Origin of the sequence: Paraburkholderia phytofirmans OLGA172, assembly GCF_001634365.1 — a bacterium.
Lineage (GTDB): Bacteria > Pseudomonadota > Gammaproteobacteria > Burkholderiales > Burkholderiaceae > Paraburkholderia.
On sequence record NZ_CP014578.1, the window covers coordinates 3661429 to 3678227 of the forward strand.

General features: G+C 57.2%; 18 protein-coding genes and 1 tRNA gene. 7 read left to right on the forward strand and 12 right to left on the reverse strand.

The features are described 5' to 3' along the window. Positions 1–34: 34 nt before the first annotated feature. On the reverse strand, positions 35–628 hold the full coding sequence (locus AYM40_RS16050; protein WP_063497072.1) for a DUF1439 domain-containing protein: 594 nt from the start codon (positions 626–628) through the stop codon (positions 35–37). A 174-nt stretch (positions 629–802) separates the two neighbouring features. Beyond that, positions 803–1132, reverse strand: coding sequence for a YkgJ family cysteine cluster protein (locus AYM40_RS16055; RefSeq protein ID WP_082855104.1), 330 nt, complete (start codon positions 1130–1132; stop codon positions 803–805). A gap of 220 nt (positions 1133–1352) precedes the next feature. On the opposite strand from AYM40_RS16055, the gene hemN reads away from it, so the two are divergent. The 3 genes from hemN (at position 1353) to AYM40_RS16070 (ending at position 4354) form a co-directional block, all read left to right on the forward strand. Then, a complete protein-coding gene (gene hemN, locus AYM40_RS16060) occupies positions 1353–2738 on the forward strand; it encodes an oxygen-independent coproporphyrinogen III oxidase (protein WP_063497073.1) in 1386 nt (461 codons plus the stop codon). A 106-nt stretch (positions 2739–2844) separates the two neighbouring features. Continuing rightward, positions 2845–2929 (forward strand) — tRNA-Leu (locus tag AYM40_RS16065). Between the two features lie 195 nt (positions 2930–3124). Continuing rightward, the gene (locus AYM40_RS16070; protein WP_063497074.1) at positions 3125–4354 is read left to right on the forward strand and encodes a tyrosine-type recombinase/integrase; all 1230 of its coding nucleotides are present in this window, start codon (positions 3125–3127) and stop codon (positions 4352–4354) included. Between the two features lie 30 nt (positions 4355–4384). Here the strand turns inward: AYM40_RS16070 and AYM40_RS16075 are convergent, their stop codons facing one another. Further along, positions 4385–4984 carry a recombinase family protein gene (locus AYM40_RS16075; RefSeq protein WP_063497075.1) on the reverse strand — a complete coding sequence of 200 codons (600 nt, stop codon included), beginning with the start codon at positions 4982–4984 and terminating at the stop codon, positions 4385–4387. 219 nt (positions 4985–5203) lie between these two features. On the opposite strand from AYM40_RS16075, the gene AYM40_RS16080 reads away from it, so the two are divergent. Further along, positions 5204–6046: a hypothetical protein gene (locus tag AYM40_RS16080; RefSeq protein ID WP_063497076.1), complete on the forward strand. Its 843-nt coding sequence runs from the start codon at positions 5204–5206 to the stop codon at positions 6044–6046. Here AYM40_RS16080 and AYM40_RS16085 read toward each other — a convergent pair. From AYM40_RS16085 to AYM40_RS16095, 3 genes are all read right to left on the reverse strand, one after another. Beyond that, positions 6040–6912 carry a DUF4417 domain-containing protein gene (locus AYM40_RS16085; RefSeq protein ID WP_148662184.1) on the reverse strand — a complete coding sequence of 291 codons (873 nt, stop codon included), beginning with the start codon at positions 6910–6912 and terminating at the stop codon, positions 6040–6042. The genes AYM40_RS16080 and AYM40_RS16085 overlap by 7 nt on opposite strands. A gap of 223 nt (positions 6913–7135) precedes the next feature. Next, a complete protein-coding gene (locus tag AYM40_RS16090; protein WP_063497078.1) occupies positions 7136–7480 on the reverse strand; it encodes a hypothetical protein in 345 nt (114 codons plus the stop codon). Further along, entirely contained in the window at positions 7470–8036 is a 567-nt protein-coding gene (locus tag AYM40_RS16095) for a hypothetical protein (protein ID WP_082855105.1), read from the reverse strand. Before AYM40_RS16095 ends, AYM40_RS16090 begins: the two co-directional genes overlap by 11 nt. Positions 8037–8655: 619 nt before the next feature. Here AYM40_RS16095 and AYM40_RS38640 point away from each other — a divergent pair. Together AYM40_RS38640 and AYM40_RS16105 are read left to right on the forward strand one after the other, a co-directional pair. Continuing rightward, positions 8656–9768 carry a nucleoid-associated protein gene (locus AYM40_RS38640; RefSeq protein ID WP_158515284.1) on the forward strand — a complete coding sequence of 371 codons (1113 nt, stop codon included), beginning with the start codon at positions 8656–8658 and terminating at the stop codon, positions 9766–9768. 2 nt (positions 9769–9770) lie between these two features. Further along, positions 9771–11003: a hypothetical protein gene (locus AYM40_RS16105; protein ID WP_063497080.1), complete on the forward strand. Its 1233-nt coding sequence runs from the start codon at positions 9771–9773 to the stop codon at positions 11001–11003. 4 nt (positions 11004–11007) lie between these two features. Here AYM40_RS16105 and AYM40_RS16110 read toward each other — a convergent pair whose 3' ends face one another. From AYM40_RS16110 to AYM40_RS16120, 3 genes are all read right to left on the reverse strand, one after another. Further along, entirely contained in the window at positions 11008–11718 is a 711-nt protein-coding gene (locus AYM40_RS16110) for a DarT1-associated NADAR antitoxin family protein (RefSeq protein WP_063497081.1), read from the reverse strand. Positions 11719–11721: 3 nt separating this feature from the next. Beyond that, positions 11722–12351 (reverse strand): DarT ssDNA thymidine ADP-ribosyltransferase family protein, encoded by a 630-nt coding sequence (locus AYM40_RS16115; protein WP_063498060.1) that lies wholly within the window; start codon positions 12349–12351, stop codon positions 11722–11724. Positions 12352–12466: 115 nt separating this feature from the next. Beyond that, positions 12467–14476, reverse strand: coding sequence for an acyltransferase family protein (locus AYM40_RS16120; RefSeq protein ID WP_063497082.1), 2010 nt, complete (start codon positions 14474–14476; stop codon positions 12467–12469). A 242-nt stretch (positions 14477–14718) separates the two neighbouring features. On the opposite strand from AYM40_RS16120, the gene AYM40_RS16125 reads away from it, so the two are divergent. Further along, entirely contained in the window at positions 14719–15048 is a 330-nt protein-coding gene (locus tag AYM40_RS16125) for a helix-turn-helix domain-containing protein (RefSeq protein WP_063498061.1), read from the forward strand. A 91-nt stretch (positions 15049–15139) separates the two neighbouring features. Here the strand turns inward: AYM40_RS16125 and AYM40_RS16130 are convergent, their stop codons facing one another. The 3 genes from AYM40_RS16130 to AYM40_RS16140 all read right to left on the reverse strand — a co-directional run bounded on the left by AYM40_RS16130 (position 15140) and on the right by AYM40_RS16140 (position 16567). Beyond that, positions 15140–15436 (reverse strand): hypothetical protein, encoded by a 297-nt coding sequence (locus tag AYM40_RS16130; protein WP_148662185.1) that lies wholly within the window; start codon positions 15434–15436, stop codon positions 15140–15142. Positions 15437–15599: 163 nt separating this feature from the next. After that, the gene (locus AYM40_RS16135; protein ID WP_148662186.1) at positions 15600–16244 is read right to left on the reverse strand and encodes a hypothetical protein; all 645 of its coding nucleotides are present in this window, start codon (positions 16242–16244) and stop codon (positions 15600–15602) included. A gap of 14 nt (positions 16245–16258) precedes the next feature. Beyond that, the gene (locus AYM40_RS16140; protein ID WP_063497084.1) at positions 16259–16567 is read right to left on the reverse strand and encodes a hypothetical protein; all 309 of its coding nucleotides are present in this window, start codon (positions 16565–16567) and stop codon (positions 16259–16261) included. Positions 16568–16799 lie beyond the last annotated feature (232 nt).

The window sequence follows — 16799 nt, forward strand, 5'->3', positions numbered from 1 at the left end:
GGTGCGCGCGCGGCCCTGCCGGCCGCGCGCAGCGTCATTTCTCGACGATTTGCACGCGTATGCCGTTTGTAAGGATGGTGATTGTACCGGGTTCGTAATTCACCCCGGCAAATTGCAGCTGTTCGGGCTTGAAGGTGTAGATCGGATAGTTGGTCAGCAACTGTGTGGCGAGCACGGCCGCCGCGGCGTTGATCTGCTGCGTGTAAGCCTGCGCCTGCCCGCTGACGCTGACGTTGTCGACGCTCGGCGCCTTCAGCACGACCGATTTGCTGGCGGCGTCGTAGGCCAGCTCGCTCGACAGCGTGAAAACGCCGTCGACCGGTTGCGGCATGAACGGGCTCGCGAGCCGGGCGTCGAGCTTCACCGAGACGCGGTTCGCGTCCGGCAGGAAGCCGACCACCGGATTGGTCAGCGCGACATCGAACACTTGCGAAACCGTGCGCTGATACGGGAATTTACGCTGCACAGCGTCCTGCACCTGCTGCTGCGAGAACGTGTAATGCGAAGGGATGAACGGGAAGATCGGTGTCGCGCAGGCCACCAGCGACACGGTGATACCAAGCGCGGTGCAGCCTGTCAGCGCTGCAAGCAGGAAGCGGCGCCGGTTCGGCGCAGCGGGTCGATTCATGCGAAATCTCCTGTGGAAGCCTTCTCGAGCAAGCGGTTGCGTTGGGTTGCGTTGGGTTGCGTTGGGTTGCGTTGGGTTGCGTTGGGTTGCGTTGGGTTGCGTTGGTTTGCGTTGGTTTGCGTCGGATTGGGTTGTTTGCGCGAGCGGATCACGTGGCGGAATGGTTCGCGCGCGTTATCGGCGCACAGCCGGTTGCGGTTGAGTCTGCGTTTCAAGCTGGGTGAGCCATGCGAGCGCTTCGCTGCGGCTCGCGCCGCACATTTCCACCTGCGGCCGCAGACCGGAACAACACGCAGGACGCTCCGGCTGGCCGAAGATCGCGCAGCGCAGATCGTCGCCGAGTTGCACGCAACGCACCCCCGCCGGCTTGCCAAGCGGCATGCCTGGGATCGGACTCGAAATCGACGGCGCGATACAGCACGCGCCGCAATCGGGGCGGCACGCATGACCGGCCACATTGAATGGGGACTCGCGCTTCAGAACGCTGTTCGGCACATCACTCACGACATTTTTCCTGAACTCGAAAAGAGGCAACGCAACGCCAGACCCGCATTGTGCCATCGCATCGCGTGCGACCTTTTTACACAATCCGGCGGAGGGTCGCCCACGTAAACTTGGCGGATACGAAAAGCCACGCTCAAGAGGCACCTGCGCGGTTCGATCCGGTCTCGAGAACCCGCCGGCTCGTGCCTCTTCGATGGTGGCCGTCAAACCCGAGCGCCCCATGACCACCGCCAACACGCTATTCCGCCCCGACCTGCTCGCCAAATACAACGCGAACGGTCCACGGTATACGTCCTATCCGACCGCCTTGCAGTTCCGCGACGCGTTCGATCCCGCCGACTATTTAGGCGCCGCAGCCGACCCAGGCGCGTCCTCCACCGACCTCTCGCTGTACTTCCACATCCCCTTTTGCGACACCGTGTGCTTCTACTGCGGTTGCAACAAGGTTGCCACCAAAAACCGCGCGCACGCGCGTCCCTATGTCGAGCACCTGAAGCGCGAAATGGTTTTGCAGGCGGCGTGTTTCGACACGCGGCGCCCGGTGTCGCAATTGCATTGGGGCGGCGGCACGCCCACGTTCCTTTCGCACGATGAAATGGCGGAACTGATGGCAACGGCACGCGAACACTTCACGTTGCTGCCCGATAGTGAAGGCGAGTATTCGATCGAAGTCGATCCGCGCGAAGCGTCGCCCGAGACCATCGCGCATTTGCGCACACTCGGCTTCAACCGGCTCAGTCTCGGCGTGCAGGATTTCGATCCGGTGGTGCAACAGGCGATCAATCGCATTCAGCCGCTCGAAATGACCGCCTCGGTCATGCAAGCCGCGCGTGACACGGGGTTCCACTCGATCGGCGTCGATCTGATTTACGGGCTGCCGCATCAAACCGCCGACAGCTTCAGCCGCACGCTGGACACGATGATCGAGCTCGCGCCCGATCGCCTTTCGGTGTTCGCGTATGCGCACATGCCGCAGCTCTTCAAGATGCAACGGCAGATGGACGCGGCCACGCTGCCCTCGCCCGCCGTGCGCCTGGCGATCCTGCAACGGGTGGTCGAGCGGCTCACGGGCGCGGGCTATGTCTACATCGGCATGGATCACTTCGCGCTGCCCACCGACGAACTCGCGCGCGCCCAGGCGCAGCGTACGCTGCAGCGGAATTTCCAGGGGTACAGCACGCGTGCGGAATGCGACCTGATTGGCTTCGGTGCGTCGTCGATCGGCAAGGTTGGGGACGTGTACGCGCAGAACACCAAGAACCTGCCCGGCTATGCCGCGGCAATCGATGCCGGCAAACTCGCGATCACGCGCGGCGTGCGGCTCACCGCCGACGACCGTCTGCGTCGCGATGTAATCACGCAATTGATGTGTAATCTGGAACTGCGCTTCGAAGAATTCGAAGCCGCGCACGGCATCCGCTTCGCCGATACGTTCGAGCCGGAACTGGAGCGCTTGCGCGGCTTCGAGCAGGACGGACTGGTGTCGATAGGCGGCAGCAAGCTCGAAGTGCAGATGGCCGGACGCATGCTCGTGCGTAACATCGCGATGGTGTTCGACCGCTATCTCGGCCAGCAGACGCTCGAACGGTTTTCACGCACGGTTTGATGGCTGAGCTTGCGAAGAAAGCAGCCGGCTTGCCGACCGTCGAATTTTCCGCCATAATCTGCGTCTTCGCCGCGCGCCCTACTCTGACGCGTGCGCTGCAGGACCTGCCCAGGTGGTGAAATTGGTAGACGCAGGGGACTCAAAATCCCCCGCCGCAAGGCGTGCCGGTTCGATTCCGGCCCTGGGCACCAAGTACAGATTCAGTTAAGTTCGGTAATATCCAGAAAACCCGCGACAGATAACGTCTTCGCGGGTTTTTTGTTTCTGGAATCGTCCATTGCGATGCAATGGGGTATCTTGACATCCGGGGGCATGCCGGGGCATTTTAGGGGGCATACGCCAGAAAATCTGGCTTTTTCGAAGAAAATGCCCCCAGCGAGGCCAAGATGCCCATTACCGACATTGCCGTGCGCAACGCAGCCCCTCGCGAGAAGACTTACCGTCTTGCCGACAGCGGGGGCATGTATCTGGAAGTCTCGCCATCAGGAGGAAAATACTGGCGGCTCAAGTATCGATTTGGTGGCAAGGAAAAGCGTCTGGCGCTGGGCGTCTATCCGGCGGTTGGACTGGCTGCGGCGCGCAAGAAACGGGACATAGCGCGAGAGCAACTGGCGGCGGGGATCGATCCGGGCGAGAAGAAAAAGATCGACAGGCGCATAGCTCGATTGAACGCGGATAACTCATTTGAGGTTGTTGCGCGCGAATGGCTGGAAGAGCGCAAGACGGTTGTGCAGATCGACCAGCACGAGAAGACTCTGGCCAGACTTGAAAACGACGTTTTCCCGTGGCTCGGCAAGCGTCCCATTATCGAGATCGATGCTCCCGAGATTTTAGCGGTACTCAAGCGGATCGATAGCCGGGGCGCGCGGTATTCTGCGCATCGGGTGCGCAGCGAAATCAGCCGCGTTTTCCGATACGCGATCAAGGAGGGTAAGGCGAAGGGCGATCCGGCAAGAGACCTGGTCGGGGCCATTCCACCTCCGGTCGAAACTCACTTCGCCGCCATCACCGAACCCCTCAAGGTTGCAGAAATGCTCAGGGCTTTCGACGGTTTCTCGGGTACGTTCCCCGTGCTTTGCGCACTCAAGCTTGCCCCTATGCTGTTTGTGCGGCCCGGTGAGCTTCGTCAGGCGGAATGGACGCAGTTCGATTTGGATAAAGGGGAATGGCGCTACCTTGTTACGAAGACGAAGACAGAGCATCTGGTTCCACTGGCAACACAGGTGGTAGCTATCCTACGAGAACTATACGCGTTGACTGGTCAAGGACGATATGTCTTTCCCGGTGCCCGTTCAGCATTGCGCCCGATGAGCGAGGCCGCGATCAATGCCGCGCTTCGGCGACTAGGCTACGACACACGCACGGAAATAACCGGACACGGCTTTCGCGCGATGGCCCGAACGATTCTGCACGAAGAACTGGAGCAGAAACCAGAAGTGATCGAACATCAGCTTGCGCACGCAGTACCGGATAACCTCGGCTCAGCTTATAACCGTACCAAGTTCATTAAGGAACGCCGCTCGATGATGCAGCAGTGGGCCGACTATCTGGAACGGCTGAAAGCAGGTGCGCAAGTTATCCCAATTGGTGCGGCCGCTGGGGCGGGTAAAGGCTGAGAGCACTGAACCGGCGGGAGACGAACGCTTCTAGCGCGACGCGGTCTCGGCACAAGCGCGCTTGACGGTTGCGGGAGCGACGCCGAACTGTTCAGCCGTTACTCGAATGCTCGCCCCGTTTTCCGCGCGCCATGCCTTGATCGCCGCGTAATCGTTCGAGCGCGAGCGCCCCCTGTATTTTCCTGCCGCCCTCGCGATTGCCACACCGCGCCGCTGCATCTCGGCCCGGTTCGTATAGTCCGCTTCGCCCTGCGCCGCCATGAACGCCAACACCGCATCGCGCGTCGCCTTCTGGATCGGGTCTTTCTCGCTCCCGTCAAACACCGTGCCGTTGAGAGTGCATTGGACCCGAACACCGGCCTCCATCAACCGGCGCATGGTCCTGTGCAGCTCGTCGTAACGGCGACTGATCCGGTCCAGCCAGCGCACGATCAGAATGCCGCCATGCCGTAGATCACGCTCGACGCACCGCCACTGTTCCCGCCCGTCGGGGGCCACGTGGTAGCCGCTTACTCCCTCGTCAATGAACACGTCTTTCTCCTGCACGCCGTGGGCTTTGGCGTCCTCGTACTGGCTTGCAGAGGACTGGCCGTCCGTAGTCGAAATTCGCCCGTAGTAGACTTTGCGCACGATTTTTCTCTGGCTCTTTTGAGTTAGTGGCTCAATTATACCATAGCTCAAATTGACGGTTGACCCTGTTGCGCCCCCCCCGTCTGCTTCAACGCTTGGCGCATTGCGGTGTACCGAAATGAGCCACAAGATTATGTGTCGGATTTGTCGGGTTTATCTGCGCGAACGCTGGCGAAAATATGGCATCCTGCCGAAAGGGCCAAACTGAGAACAATAGCTATGGCAAAGTCGGGCATGCAGGATTTAACGTTCCAATTACTCGATGACTTAATGCTCGGCGTACAGCGTAGGCGGCTGGCAGCGGAATCATTCCTGCCGTCGCTTAATGTCAGCGACCTCGGGCCACTAGTCGAATTATTTCTCTACGCGCGTTCGAACGAACCGTTGATTTCTACGCTTGAGGACCTTCCTCAATACAGACGAGTCCTAGCTCTAAATGAGGCACTGGAATCGAACCGACTCGGTCGACCGGTATATATCGAAGACAATCAAACCGGACGGAGCGTTGGATTCTTAGCGACGGCGCATCGTTCTCAGCCTGGGCGCGCATGGGACGATTTTTGCGTCAAAGCGCGTATTGCGGCGGGGCATGCTGGGCTGGCGGCAACCGAAGCCCGAGCACTCGTTGGGGCGATGGTGGAAATCGAGGAGAACGTTCACCTGCACAGCCAACGCGTCGAAGACGGTATTGTCGGGTTTTCCTCTTCGCCCGCTCGTTTCGAATTCGTTGTGGGCGACAGTGGTATTGGCATCCTGAACAGCTTGAGGTCACACCCAGACTATGTCGAGCTTCATGATGGCGGCGAAGCGCTTCGAATGGCCCTACAAAATGGCACCTCTCGCTACGGCAAAAACTCCGGGAACGGACTTGGGTTTAACGCGTTGTTTGTTGGACTGGCAGCGCTGAACGCAGAACTGCGATTCCGCTCCGGCGACCATGCCCTAACGATTTCTGGCGCTGGACCTAGACTGGTGTCTGCGACCACATGGCAACGGCCCTCAGTTCAAGGCTTTATGGCCAGCGTTGTTTGCAAGCCACTTCAGCAAACGTTGCTTCATTGAGCCAATTCATTGACATGATGCGCTACTGTGTCGACGTTGTGCGCCAGTAGTGCGTCGAGAGATTCGTCCTGCTGGGTCGGGGAGGCGGTCCAGCGCAGTTGTCCGTCTACAATTGCGGCGCGTTGCCGTTGCTGTGTTTTTAAGAAAGCGCTCGTATCGATCACGCTTATTTGCTCGAAATGCGGACGCAAACGGGATAGTTCGCTCGTCCCACCTCGAATGACGAGGCGAAGTGGCCGAGATACGAATTGTGCTACGGCAGTAATCTGCTGTATGTGAAAACCGATCCGTGATTGACGGCCAGCACCCGTACCGAATTCGAAGCACAGCCACTCGATTTCATCCCGGTCGGCTATGAATTCGGCCCAGCGTTCAAAGTCTCGCTCCGTGCGGCCATTTACATGCAATGCTGCAGCCAGCCCGGCTTGCGTAGCTTCAGCATAGGTAGTCGCGATTCGTTTAATACTATGTAGGTCATCCAGCCTCGGCGTGTCGCAGAAAAGACTGAAATTCGGGGTCGTTACCAGATCGATTCCAAGAACAGTGAGCGACCGGAAGAACCCTTTTCTGTCCGGCAATCCCCACACGCGCTCTAATGAAGGGTCAGTGTGCGTGCCACTCAAAATGACCCGGGCATTGGGAGCAATCTTGAACGCGGACCTTAAAGCTCCGGGTGAATCATAGCGTAATTGACCTGACTTCTTATCCAGCATCCTAAATAGCGAAAGCGCTGCTATTGGGTTATCGAATGCACCAGAACGTTTGCTCGCGTGGTAGAGCATCGGCACCGATGGCGGTAGTGCGACGCGGCCCACGGGCGGAACTCTCGGCACATTGCCTAAATCCAACCCTTGGATTTCTTTCATACTCCGGACAAGCTGACTTTTGTTGTTTGGGCAAACGCGGGAGCATTTACTAGGGTCGACGCATCGGCACAATGCATTGCAGTCGAAGAAGCCCGCGTTGACGCTGAGGCCGCCACAGTCCCGCTTGAAACTGCAACTGGTGCAGCCTAGCGAGCGAGTATTTTGGCCCTCGGAATGCCAAAGGTCTTTCGCGTCGCGAAAGCCATACTTTTCGGTAGGTTGTTTAGGGAAGGTCGACATCGAATGTACCTCCGAGCGTGTTGACGTATTCAACGACCCCTTCCGTAAATCCTCCCATTTCTTCGATACTTCGTAGCACATCGAATGGAGGGGAATAAACCCGGCCTACCTCATAAAGCCCGTCGATCAGCACCAGTTCCTTGCCATCTGTCCGAACAATGAGCGACAGACCTGCCGAGACGTCTGCGCCAGCAGCGCAATCCGCCACGACAATCCGGCGGTGGCCGGACGTGGATACTCCCCTTGTCATCCGCGCCACAGCCTCTGCATCCCGGCTGACCGCTTTCCAGAATTTCGGTGCCGTGCGCTCAAGAAAATCAACTCCCATACGTTAATCCCTCTATCACCGCGCGATAGCGCTTGGTTTTGCCGTTTCCGACTTCCATTAGAAGACCTTTCGCCACGAGAGCCGACAGTCTGTTGTTCCACACCGTTGGCTTTTGCTCTGGAGTAGTTTTTGCCAACGTAGGCGCGTCAGTCTCTTCTCTTTGTAAAACTTCGAGCAATGCTTGTTGCTGCTTACCGTCCACGATCCCGATGATTTGCGGGCGGCTTACGATGCCGCGTTCGTTCAGTTCGCAAACGACAACAGCGTCGCTTCGCAACTGCAACAACATCACAAGTTCTTCAACAACGGTCTGGTTGGCGTTTGCGACCACGGGGTAGAGCAGCGGGAACGCGTCACGCACATGGTTTCTGTATGCGATAACGCTCTCCCGCAAAAAACTGCCGGTCGCGACCTCCACCCCAGCAAAATCGAGAAAGACAGCTTCTGACATCGCTGTCTTGGTAGTTCCTTTGAGAAGCGACACAAACGCCTCTTGTCCGGAAAGGGCTCCGGCAAGTATTCCGTCCTTGGCAAATTGCGCCAATTCCAATTTCATAGCTAACTCACAATGCTCACGTTTCTAACGTTAACATCGTAGGCGTAATTTTCCTGCTTTGCAAGCACACATTGACGGTGGAACTGGACCGCTGAGCCGCGACGCGACAGATGTGCTAGGTGCTGTGAAAAACTCGCGTTGAAGGGCGTCGACCTAACAAGCACGTTTGGCCAAAGGTCGAGCGAAGAAAGGTAGACGTAGAGATGCCACCCGATCAAAAGGCGAATATCAGGAAGAAATTGGGGGCGGAATACGCGGTGCATCTGCGGTATTTGGTGCAACGACCAAACGACCGAACAGCCAAGCAGCCGCAGTGCGAGTCCGACTTGACGTGGTGCCTCAAAAAAGACGCGGTCATTGAAATAGTCTCACGAATACTGTATAAACATACAGTATTCAGGCAAGGCACAGCTTCGGCAAATCGGTAATTAGTGCTCGTCTCCGGTATGGCGAAAAAAATGCTGATCGCGCGTAACGCTGGGATAGACTACGGCAGCCGCTGTGAGAGAAAGCGCGTGCTTTAACTCCTGCGAATCGCCTATTTAAAACCAAAACGAAGTCGCGCCGCAAATGCATGCTTAATGCATGTCGGCATGGACTTCACGATTCCGCGACCAACATGCCTATCCAGATTCGCCATAGTGTTATTCACGGGTTTACTAAAGAAGCGGGCGAACCCGTTGCGAATGTCGACAAGAAGGATCGTCTGCTGGACAACACGCTGCCCTCAGTTTTCTCACTGGTACAAGGAATGGTCACATTGCTTGGGAAGAAAGAAAGCAGCCAGGTCTGGGGACGCTTTGGGAACAACGGGCGAGAAGGTCCATTTCCCGGGCGATTTGCCGACTACGTCAACGACGTCAGTAGTGTCGAAGGCTTTCTTGCCCTTTCGCATCTGGCTGTTGACGAAATTTCTCGAACTGCGGAAGCGCAGCAAGCGTCTACAGGTGGACACATCCTTTGTGCCACATACGATGATGATGCGGGTAACACTCGCGTCATCGTCGCGATGATTAAGCAAAGAAGTGGTTTGCAGCTTGACGATAACCTAGTGCCAATCAACATCGTCGAAATCGATATGTCGAAGCTGCATCAGGCTGCTCAGATTCGAGTGGGCGAGTTTCGACAGTCCATCGAACTGGAGGCAGAGCTGCATGACGATGAAGACGAAGAGCAGGCAGACGTCACATATTTGTCGTTCGTCGCCAAGCGCGCGGACCGCGGCTCCTCTGCGTATTTCATTAACGCTCTGGGCTGCGAAGTCGGAGTTTCGTCAACTAAAGCGACAACGCGTCTGTACAAGGCTGTCGACGCATTTTTTCGCGAGAACGACGAACTCAACCCGTATCTGCGCACCGCAAAAGACGCATTAAGCGCGTTCCTGCGACAGGAAGCAGATGCTCAACGACTTGTGACAATGGATGCGCTGCAGGACGTAATGGACCGGGTGGTCCGCCCGGAACATGCCCATCTTGTGCGTGAGATGACTCAGACCTTGAACGGCGACCGATTCAAGGTGCCTGATGGTTTTCTTGTCAGCGAGACCGTGCTGCGGAAGCATACGAAGGTTGTTCTGGAAGGCGCTCGTCTCACACTGAAATTCGATAGAGCGATGCTGGGCACCGACCGTAACGCTGAACTGTTCTTTGACGAGGACAATCGCACGCTGACCATTCAGAACTTGTCGGACGAGATGATTGGCCGCCTGCAACAAACGTTGAACGACGGTTGACCATGTTCTCAGATGTCATCGCACTTTATCGTGCACTAGGCCGACCACAACTCACGCAAGATTATTCTTGCAGCTTTAATGGGGCCATTAACACGGCCACGGCTGAATTGGCAACCCGGTGCCAGCGCATGGGCGCTGCCTTCGGGACGGTGGAACTCGAGGACAGCGATGACGGTACTGTCAGAGCCGAAATTCAAATGCCGACAAATGAACAGGGGCGGGTTTATCTGTCTCTGTCCGATTTGTTGCGCCAAACTCCGTCCCTCGCGTTCGGCAAGTTGCCTGCGCATTACTACGTGGCAGACATCGACTATTGTTCCGCCGACGAAGTAAAGCCTGAAGAAATAGTTAAGGTGGAGCAGCTCGCAAAGTTTATTAAGCTTCTGTCGAAGCTTGCTGACGACCGCGTGGAGTTCAGCGGTAGAAGTAATCGCCTGCTGTTCATTCTTCCTACTGATGCGACCAAGGTTCGCAAGACTGCTCTTGCGGAAATTAAGATTGAGGAAAAGGCGCTCGAATTTGAACTGCCACACCTTCAATTGCTGGAGCAGCTAGTGGCAGATGAAAACGCCAACAAGCTGCACGTCGAAGAGCGATTGCTGACGATGCGGAGCGCGATTGCCGACACGCTCGCGTCGGCATCCACCGAGTCGAACGACCTGACGTTCCTTTGTGAGAATTGGCGAATTATCCAACAGAAGTATCGAGCAAACTTCCAAGCATATATTCAGAACTTTGCATTCGATGATGTTCGCAAGAAGATAATCGATTCCGAGCTTGAGTACGCCTCTAAGCTAACTGGCGCATTTGGAGATGTGGCTGGAAAGTTGCTCGCGCTTCCGGCGTCGCTACTCGCCATCAGCGCCCTCGACGCGTTGAAGGAGGATTCAACGTTCCTGCTTGGATGCGCTGGCCTCTTTCTGGTAACAATTGTCCTCTGGTACGTTCTCAAGAACATTCGCTACCAGATTGACCGCCTCCAGTCCGGCTTCGAGTTCGTTTTCTCGCCGTTGTTCGACAAGAGCAAGACCTATCCGAGCAAACTACGAAGCGTATTGGTCGAGCGAAAGGCGACCCTTGAAAGGCAAGCTCGACTCACCAAAGTCACCTTCTGGGTGTTTTCCGCCCTTGCCTTCTCCCCGACACTTGGAGCGTTTTGGAAAATCTGGGTCCGGTATCCTCAGTTGGCAACCTGGTTGAAAACGCTGTTTGTTCATCTGCGGAACTTGATCTAGACCATTACTCGAAGCGTAGAGGATGGTTGAGTCCGGTGTTCTCGTGCGCGTTGTTGACTGCGCCGGTATTGATCACACTCAGGTATTCGTCCTGATTCCGAAGCACACTTTCAGTCAACAGCCCACGTTCGTGCATCGAAACATAGAGTGCCGCTGCGTAGGCTTGGCAATTGATGGATCGTTCGGGGTTAAACGCGATGTCGGAAAACGCGCGGTACGCCAGAACGACTTCAGCAAGCTCGGGCTGCTTGTGCAACGCGTTGATATAAAGCCAGTCATAGAAAGCTGTGCGTGGCTCCAGCGGCCAGTCGGTACCGAAGAACTGAAACTTGATCAACCGCCCATGCTCGTTGAGTCGCGGGTCGCGTTTCGCGTCAATCGAACGGGCCTTGAGCAGGTCCTTGAACGGCCCCCCTCGCTCGAATACCTTGCTGGACTGATAGGCGCACTCCAGACTGAATTCGCGCTCGTAGCGAACCGTTTTTATCATCAAATTGAAGGCACTCAGCCGGACACCATCATCGTCCTTCGACTTGCTGGATATCTCAAGAACGCTGTCCACGTGCAGTAGCTTTTTCGCCTGTGCATGTAATGAATCGATGGACTTCTGCGCCTGGCTCTTTGCCATACCGGGAGACCATTGAAATTCGATGTGATGCGTCGAGACGAGCAATGGACCGCTTAGAGATGGGGTGAATATTGGACGTTCAGCCATGAGTTATGCGTTTGCTTTCCAGTGAGCATAGTCGGAACGGTAGCTGAAGAGACCAGGCGCGGCGACCACTTGCAAACCTGGATACAACTCCTTGATCATCGCCTGCATTGTAGTGCTCTGTACCCAGACCCCAAGAATATAGCTGGGAGGGACGCCCCGCAGCATCAACACTTCCGCCTGCGGATTGGTAGGCAGACCATCCTTGATCCCCAGCTGGGCGCGAGTCTTGTCCCCATAATCGGCGTACATACCGCGAAACGCCGCAATCGTCTTCCGGTCCTCAATCGGAATGGCAGATACATGGCCAGCGGCCGCATTCGCCGAGCAGAACGCGCATGGAAGCTCCCAGAGTGCGGACGGATTGACCGCGACGACAACCCAGTCCGTACCCTGATTTTCCTGACGGAGGCGGTAGAACATCCGGTAGTTGGGGAAGCCAATCGACAAACAGATCGCGTCAGTATGGTCGTACCGATACTGGTCATTTAATGCGTCAACGTTACCCTCGAGAACCAGCACATCACGCGTAACCAGTCCCCGCTGCAGGATCGCTCCCAGGTTGGTGAGCTTGGTGAAATGCATTAAAAATTTGATGCCCCGTTCTCTCGCAAATTCTTCTATTGGATTTGCCATGTGCCTCTCATTAATGTTGTTATTAGTATTACAAGAGACATTGTACTTTGCGTCCCCTGACACGGCCACCGCTATGTCAAGCGCCGAAACGGAACCAATGGCAGCGTCAGTGACATCAACGTGGGACAAGCGGAAGAAAACGTTCAGCAACAAGTCCATTCGCATAGTCAGACATGTGATCGCCGTAGCTATAAAGGTATTTCCCGTTCATCGTCATCGGGCAGACATTCCGCTGCGAGTCGCACAACACTGACGTAGGATCGTAGATAATCAGATTGGGATAGCGCGCTCTCAAATGGTCGATAATTGCGCGGTAGAAAGCCGTAGAGTCGAGATAGCTGCGATAGCTGATTGCACAGCGCTGCGCAGCATCGAGGTCCGACACGCCAAGTAGGTGGCGCACAACCGGCCATGCGAGCGGCCTTCTGTCCATGCACTGTCGTGGATCGCGCAGTGAGGGATTGTCCAGCACGAGGACGACGCGCTTGCCTGCGTGCCGCAGAATGGCAATCGCATTGTCCAGTCCTTCACTCGCGGCCGACATCGTTGCCTTTGCCGAACTGTCGTTGGCGAACTGCGGACCGACAATATCCCGGCTGGCCGCAACCAGTACGACAGTTGTCAACTGCGGATTGCCGAGCAGCATGCGCAAGGCGGCGCTATTTGCCTTGCGACATTCGTCTCCTTCGTCCGCCGCATCCGATGCGATTTCATGCACGCCAGCCATCGGCGGACAGCTCGCGCGCGCAACCAGTGTCCAGCTCATGCCGGGCACAGACTTACGCACCAGCCCCCAGTACAGTGCATCGGCCTTGCTGTCGCCCCACACTGCGAAATGGGATGCTGCCCGTTTGTCTGTCGCACAGAACTGGAACAGGTGCCGGTCGGCAGGTGACACGCCGCACGTGAGATTGACGAATTCGTGACCCGCGCCCAGCGTCGCCGTGGTGACGTCCGCGTCCGGGTTGTACCCTTTCCTGAATCCCAGTCCGTCACGCTGATACGTCATGCCGCCGAGATACGCGACGCCGAGCATCAGTACGCATGGCACGACGAGTTTCCATTTGGCCGGAGCCCCGAGACGAATCGGTCGTTCGATTAGCGCGGTTGTTAGCCACGCCAGCGCGATGCTCACGGCGATAACGCCAGCCCGTACTACCACTGGCGGTTCACCGCCTGCGACGATGAAACAGACCGATAGCAGCGGCCAGTGCCACAGATAGAGTGGATAACTGATTTTGCCAATCCACACCGCGACCGGATTGCCGAGCAGCACCCGGTTCGCGATCCCTTTCGGTCCCGCCGCAATCAGCGCCACCGCGCCTAGCACCGGCGGTACCGCAAACCATCCCGGAAAGGGCAACCGGGAATTCAGCACGATAAACGAGACGGCGCACAGCAACAGACCGATCGATGACGCACTATGGGTGTTGTGGTTTCGCACCACGCGTCTACCGGAAGCCGCGATTGCAAGCCCAGCGCCTGCGGCCAGTTCCCACATGCGGCTTGTCGGCCAGTAAAACGCGGCGGTAGGGTGATACTCGAGCAGCCAGACAGCCGATACGAACGACAATAATCCGGCCACTGCGCAGACCAGTGCAACCCGACGCAGCCGCACGGCGACAAACATCAGAACAGGCCAGACAATGTAGAACTGCTCCTCGACGCCGAGCGACCAGAGATGAAGCAGGGGCTTCGCGGTAGCGGTCTGGTCAAAATATCCGGCTTCCATCCAGAACGCCCAGTTCGAGACGAATCCCGCGCCCGCGAGCACGTGTTTTCCAAGCTCGCGGTATTCGTCGCCTGTCAGGCAGAACCAACCCATCGCCCAGGTTGCGAGCAGCACGGTCACGAGTGCGGGAAATATCCGCCGGATACGCCGCGCATAGAAACGCGCGAGAGAAAACTGTCCCGCCTGCATATCGCCGAGCAGGATGCCGGTGATCAGGTAGCCGGAAATGACAAAGAAGATATCGACACCGACAAATCCGCCAGGCAGTGCGGCAGGGAACGCGTGAAAGATAACGACGGCAAGGACAGCAATCGCGCGGAGACCATCAATGTCGGGCCGATAGGTGTGTGATCTTGCGGTCGCTACGGCGACAACGGGGAGTGTTCTGGTCATAGCTGTGAGGTGCGCGAGCGAGCGGACGGCGAATAAGCCATTCGGATACGTTCGTGCGTTCGTTCCTGTTTGTAGTGTTTACTCGACAAACGAAGGCGTAACGAACCCCTGCGTCCTGATAGACACAGTCAGCAAGGGAGGACGATATGGATCAGCAGAAACCGAATTGTAGAGTAAACACGACTTATAATGTCGTGTTTACAGCGTCGCGAATTAGTCTACAGATGGGCATCCTGCCTAGCATGTCTGTCAAACGATTCGCCTCTGTGCCCACCAAACCCGCCCCGATCTCCGTTGCGCTGGGCGCGCGTATCAAGCAGCGTCGGCATGAAGTGGAAAAATCGCAGGAAACGCTGGCGTTCGAGGCGCACGTCGACCGCACCTACATTTCGTCGATCGAGCGAGGCGTCGCGAATCCGTCCATTGAGACGCTGGCGAACATCTGCTATGCGCTAAACGTGACGCTGGCTGAACTGTTCGAGCCGCTAGGTGACGTTTCGCTCGCCCCAACCGGCGAGCGTCGCGCGAATGCGGCGACGCCCCCCCAAATCAAACGCACCCGGTTCCGCTAGACCCGTTTCCAGTTATCTGCCGGTGGGTAATTGCGAGACCATCAACCACCGGTCAGACAGACGCGGTTGACGGCACGCGAATTCGGATGGATCAGACGACCCAGCCCATCAAGGTGCTGCAGCCAACCACAGTGCCGATCAGAAGGCCGACCGTCTGCGGTCCGACGCTCCAAAAAATCCTTGCTCCGAGCATTCCCTGCAAGCCGCCGCTGGTGATGATGATGTCGGGTTTCGCGGCACGGCGAAGCGCATTGCCGATCCGCACGCCGACGATACCGAGCAGTACGCCCGCAATCCAGACGAAGACGAACTTGAGCGCCAGATGCGGGGTGTGCGGTGGCATATTGGCTGCCGTCGCCATGAACGAGATCAGGATGGCGATGATCATCCAGAGCACCGCGCCGAGGCGGCTTTTTCTGGCAGGGGTATTAACCGGGTTGTTGCTAGTTTCCATATTCATTCCTTGTTGATAGATAGTGAAGTTCAGATGTCGGTGCGCGCTGGACGAACGCCGTTGCGCCGGAAGCCGGAGCCGGAGACGTTTGAGGTAACTACGGCGGCTTCGAGGAGCGTTTCTCGCGGATCGACACTGCGCCGTCGAGCACCACGGAAAACGTTTCTCGCGCCGTGATGTAGGCTCCATACCGGGCGCGTTTGCCGGTAGCAGGGTTCGCGTAATCGAGGCGCGCGTTGCACGTCGCCATGGGTGCATCGCGCTCCGCCGGATCGAGGATCAGCAGCGCATGGGGCCGGAATCTGCAACCCTGCGTGCGGCCCTCGCTGCCCACGACCAGCACGGCATGCGAAAGGGACTGCCCGACCGGTCGCCAGCTCGCGATCACCAGATGTCCGCGCGACAGTTCCTGTTCGCAGAAGTCGAGCACTTTGCGGTGAGCACCTTCGAGAACGGCGGGTTGCAGGCTCCAGTCGCACTCCCGTATGACCCCAGCCACTTCCGTGAGCGTTGCACCCGTGAAGTACAGCGGCGCTGCACGGTTCCAGAGATCGGCTTCCGGTCCCCGGCGTCGCCACGACACGGCGGTCGGATCGGCGATGCGCCCGAGTATCGCAAGAGCACTTGCCGTAGCGTAAAGCGAGCACGCCGAATCCCAGTCGCCCTGAAGCGAGTGAACAGCGAATTTCGATCCTGCGCGTAACGTTTTGCCGGGAGTGAGCCGGGGATGAAGTCGTTGCACGATGAACTCCCGCATCAGTATTCGCCCGGCAGGAGCACGGTGCTGACACTTCTGTCGCGCTCGGTGATGATCCAGACACGCTCGCGCGAGACGCCAATCTCGTAGCAGGACAGGATGCGTAACCCGACAACGATTGCTTCGAGATTGAGTCGCACATCCGCTGCACAGAGATTTCCGAAATCGCCGTTCTGATGACGCCACAGCAATGTCGTGACATTGGTGCCGGTCCGATCCAGTACATCGATCGCGCCGGGTGTGGCCACGACCTGTCCGAACTGAAATAGAGGATGAAACTGGTTATCTGGCAGGGTAGTGATTATCATGATTAGTTTTAGGTATCCTTAATAATGTTGAGGCGAGTTCGATCTCCGGACGAATATCCGGCCACAGGTTTAGGAGTGGAAAACTGGAAACGCGAGGCTGCTGCGGGTGCGTTTCAGGAAAACGGGGTGCTACAAGGGAAGTCGCCGGTGCAATTCAAGGCGCGAACCGGGGGAGAACAAGAATTAGCGCAGGTAACAGCAAGGTAGAGGCGATAAAAACGTGTTTTTTCCA

What these genes read in the sequence shown, in the direction of transcription:
- AYM40_RS16080 (WP_063497076.1), top strand. Translation starts at nt 5,204, where the DNA reads ATGGCAAAGTCGGGCATGCAGGATTTAACGTTCCAATTACTCGATGAC.
- AYM40_RS16090 (WP_063497078.1), bottom strand. Translation starts at nt 7,480, where the DNA reads ATGGGAGTTGATTTTCTTGAGCGCACGGCACCGAAATTCTGGAAAGCG.
- AYM40_RS16140 (WP_063497084.1), bottom strand. Translation starts at nt 16,567, where the DNA reads ATGATAATCACTACCCTGCCAGATAACCAGTTTCATCCTCTATTTCAG.
- AYM40_RS16115 (WP_063498060.1), bottom strand. Translation starts at nt 12,351, where the DNA reads ATGGCAAATCCAATAGAAGAATTTGCGAGAGAACGGGGCATCAAATTT.
- hemN (WP_063497073.1), top strand. Translation starts at nt 1,353, where the DNA reads ATGACCACCGCCAACACGCTATTCCGCCCCGACCTGCTCGCCAAATAC.
- AYM40_RS16120 (WP_063497082.1), bottom strand. Translation starts at nt 14,476, where the DNA reads ATGACCAGAACACTCCCCGTTGTCGCCGTAGCGACCGCAAGATCACAC.
- AYM40_RS16105 (WP_063497080.1), top strand. Translation starts at nt 9,771, where the DNA reads ATGTTCTCAGATGTCATCGCACTTTATCGTGCACTAGGCCGACCACAA.
- AYM40_RS38640 (WP_158515284.1), top strand. Translation starts at nt 8,656, where the DNA reads ATGCCTATCCAGATTCGCCATAGTGTTATTCACGGGTTTACTAAAGAA.
- AYM40_RS16050 (WP_063497072.1), bottom strand. Translation starts at nt 628, where the DNA reads ATGAATCGACCCGCTGCGCCGAACCGGCGCCGCTTCCTGCTTGCAGCG.
- AYM40_RS16095 (WP_082855105.1), bottom strand. Translation starts at nt 8,036, where the DNA reads ATGAAATTGGAATTGGCGCAATTTGCCAAGGACGGAATACTTGCCGGA.
- AYM40_RS16070 (WP_063497074.1), top strand. Translation starts at nt 3,125, where the DNA reads ATGCCCATTACCGACATTGCCGTGCGCAACGCAGCCCCTCGCGAGAAG.
- AYM40_RS16110 (WP_063497081.1), bottom strand. Translation starts at nt 11,718, where the DNA reads ATGGCTGAACGTCCAATATTCACCCCATCTCTAAGCGGTCCATTGCTC.
- AYM40_RS16125 (WP_063498061.1), top strand. Translation starts at nt 14,719, where the DNA reads ATGTCTGTCAAACGATTCGCCTCTGTGCCCACCAAACCCGCCCCGATC.
- AYM40_RS16085 (WP_148662184.1), bottom strand. Translation starts at nt 6,912, where the DNA reads ATGAAAGAAATCCAAGGGTTGGATTTAGGCAATGTGCCGAGAGTTCCG.
- AYM40_RS16130 (WP_148662185.1), bottom strand. Translation starts at nt 15,436, where the DNA reads ATGATCATCGCCATCCTGATCTCGTTCATGGCGACGGCAGCCAATATG.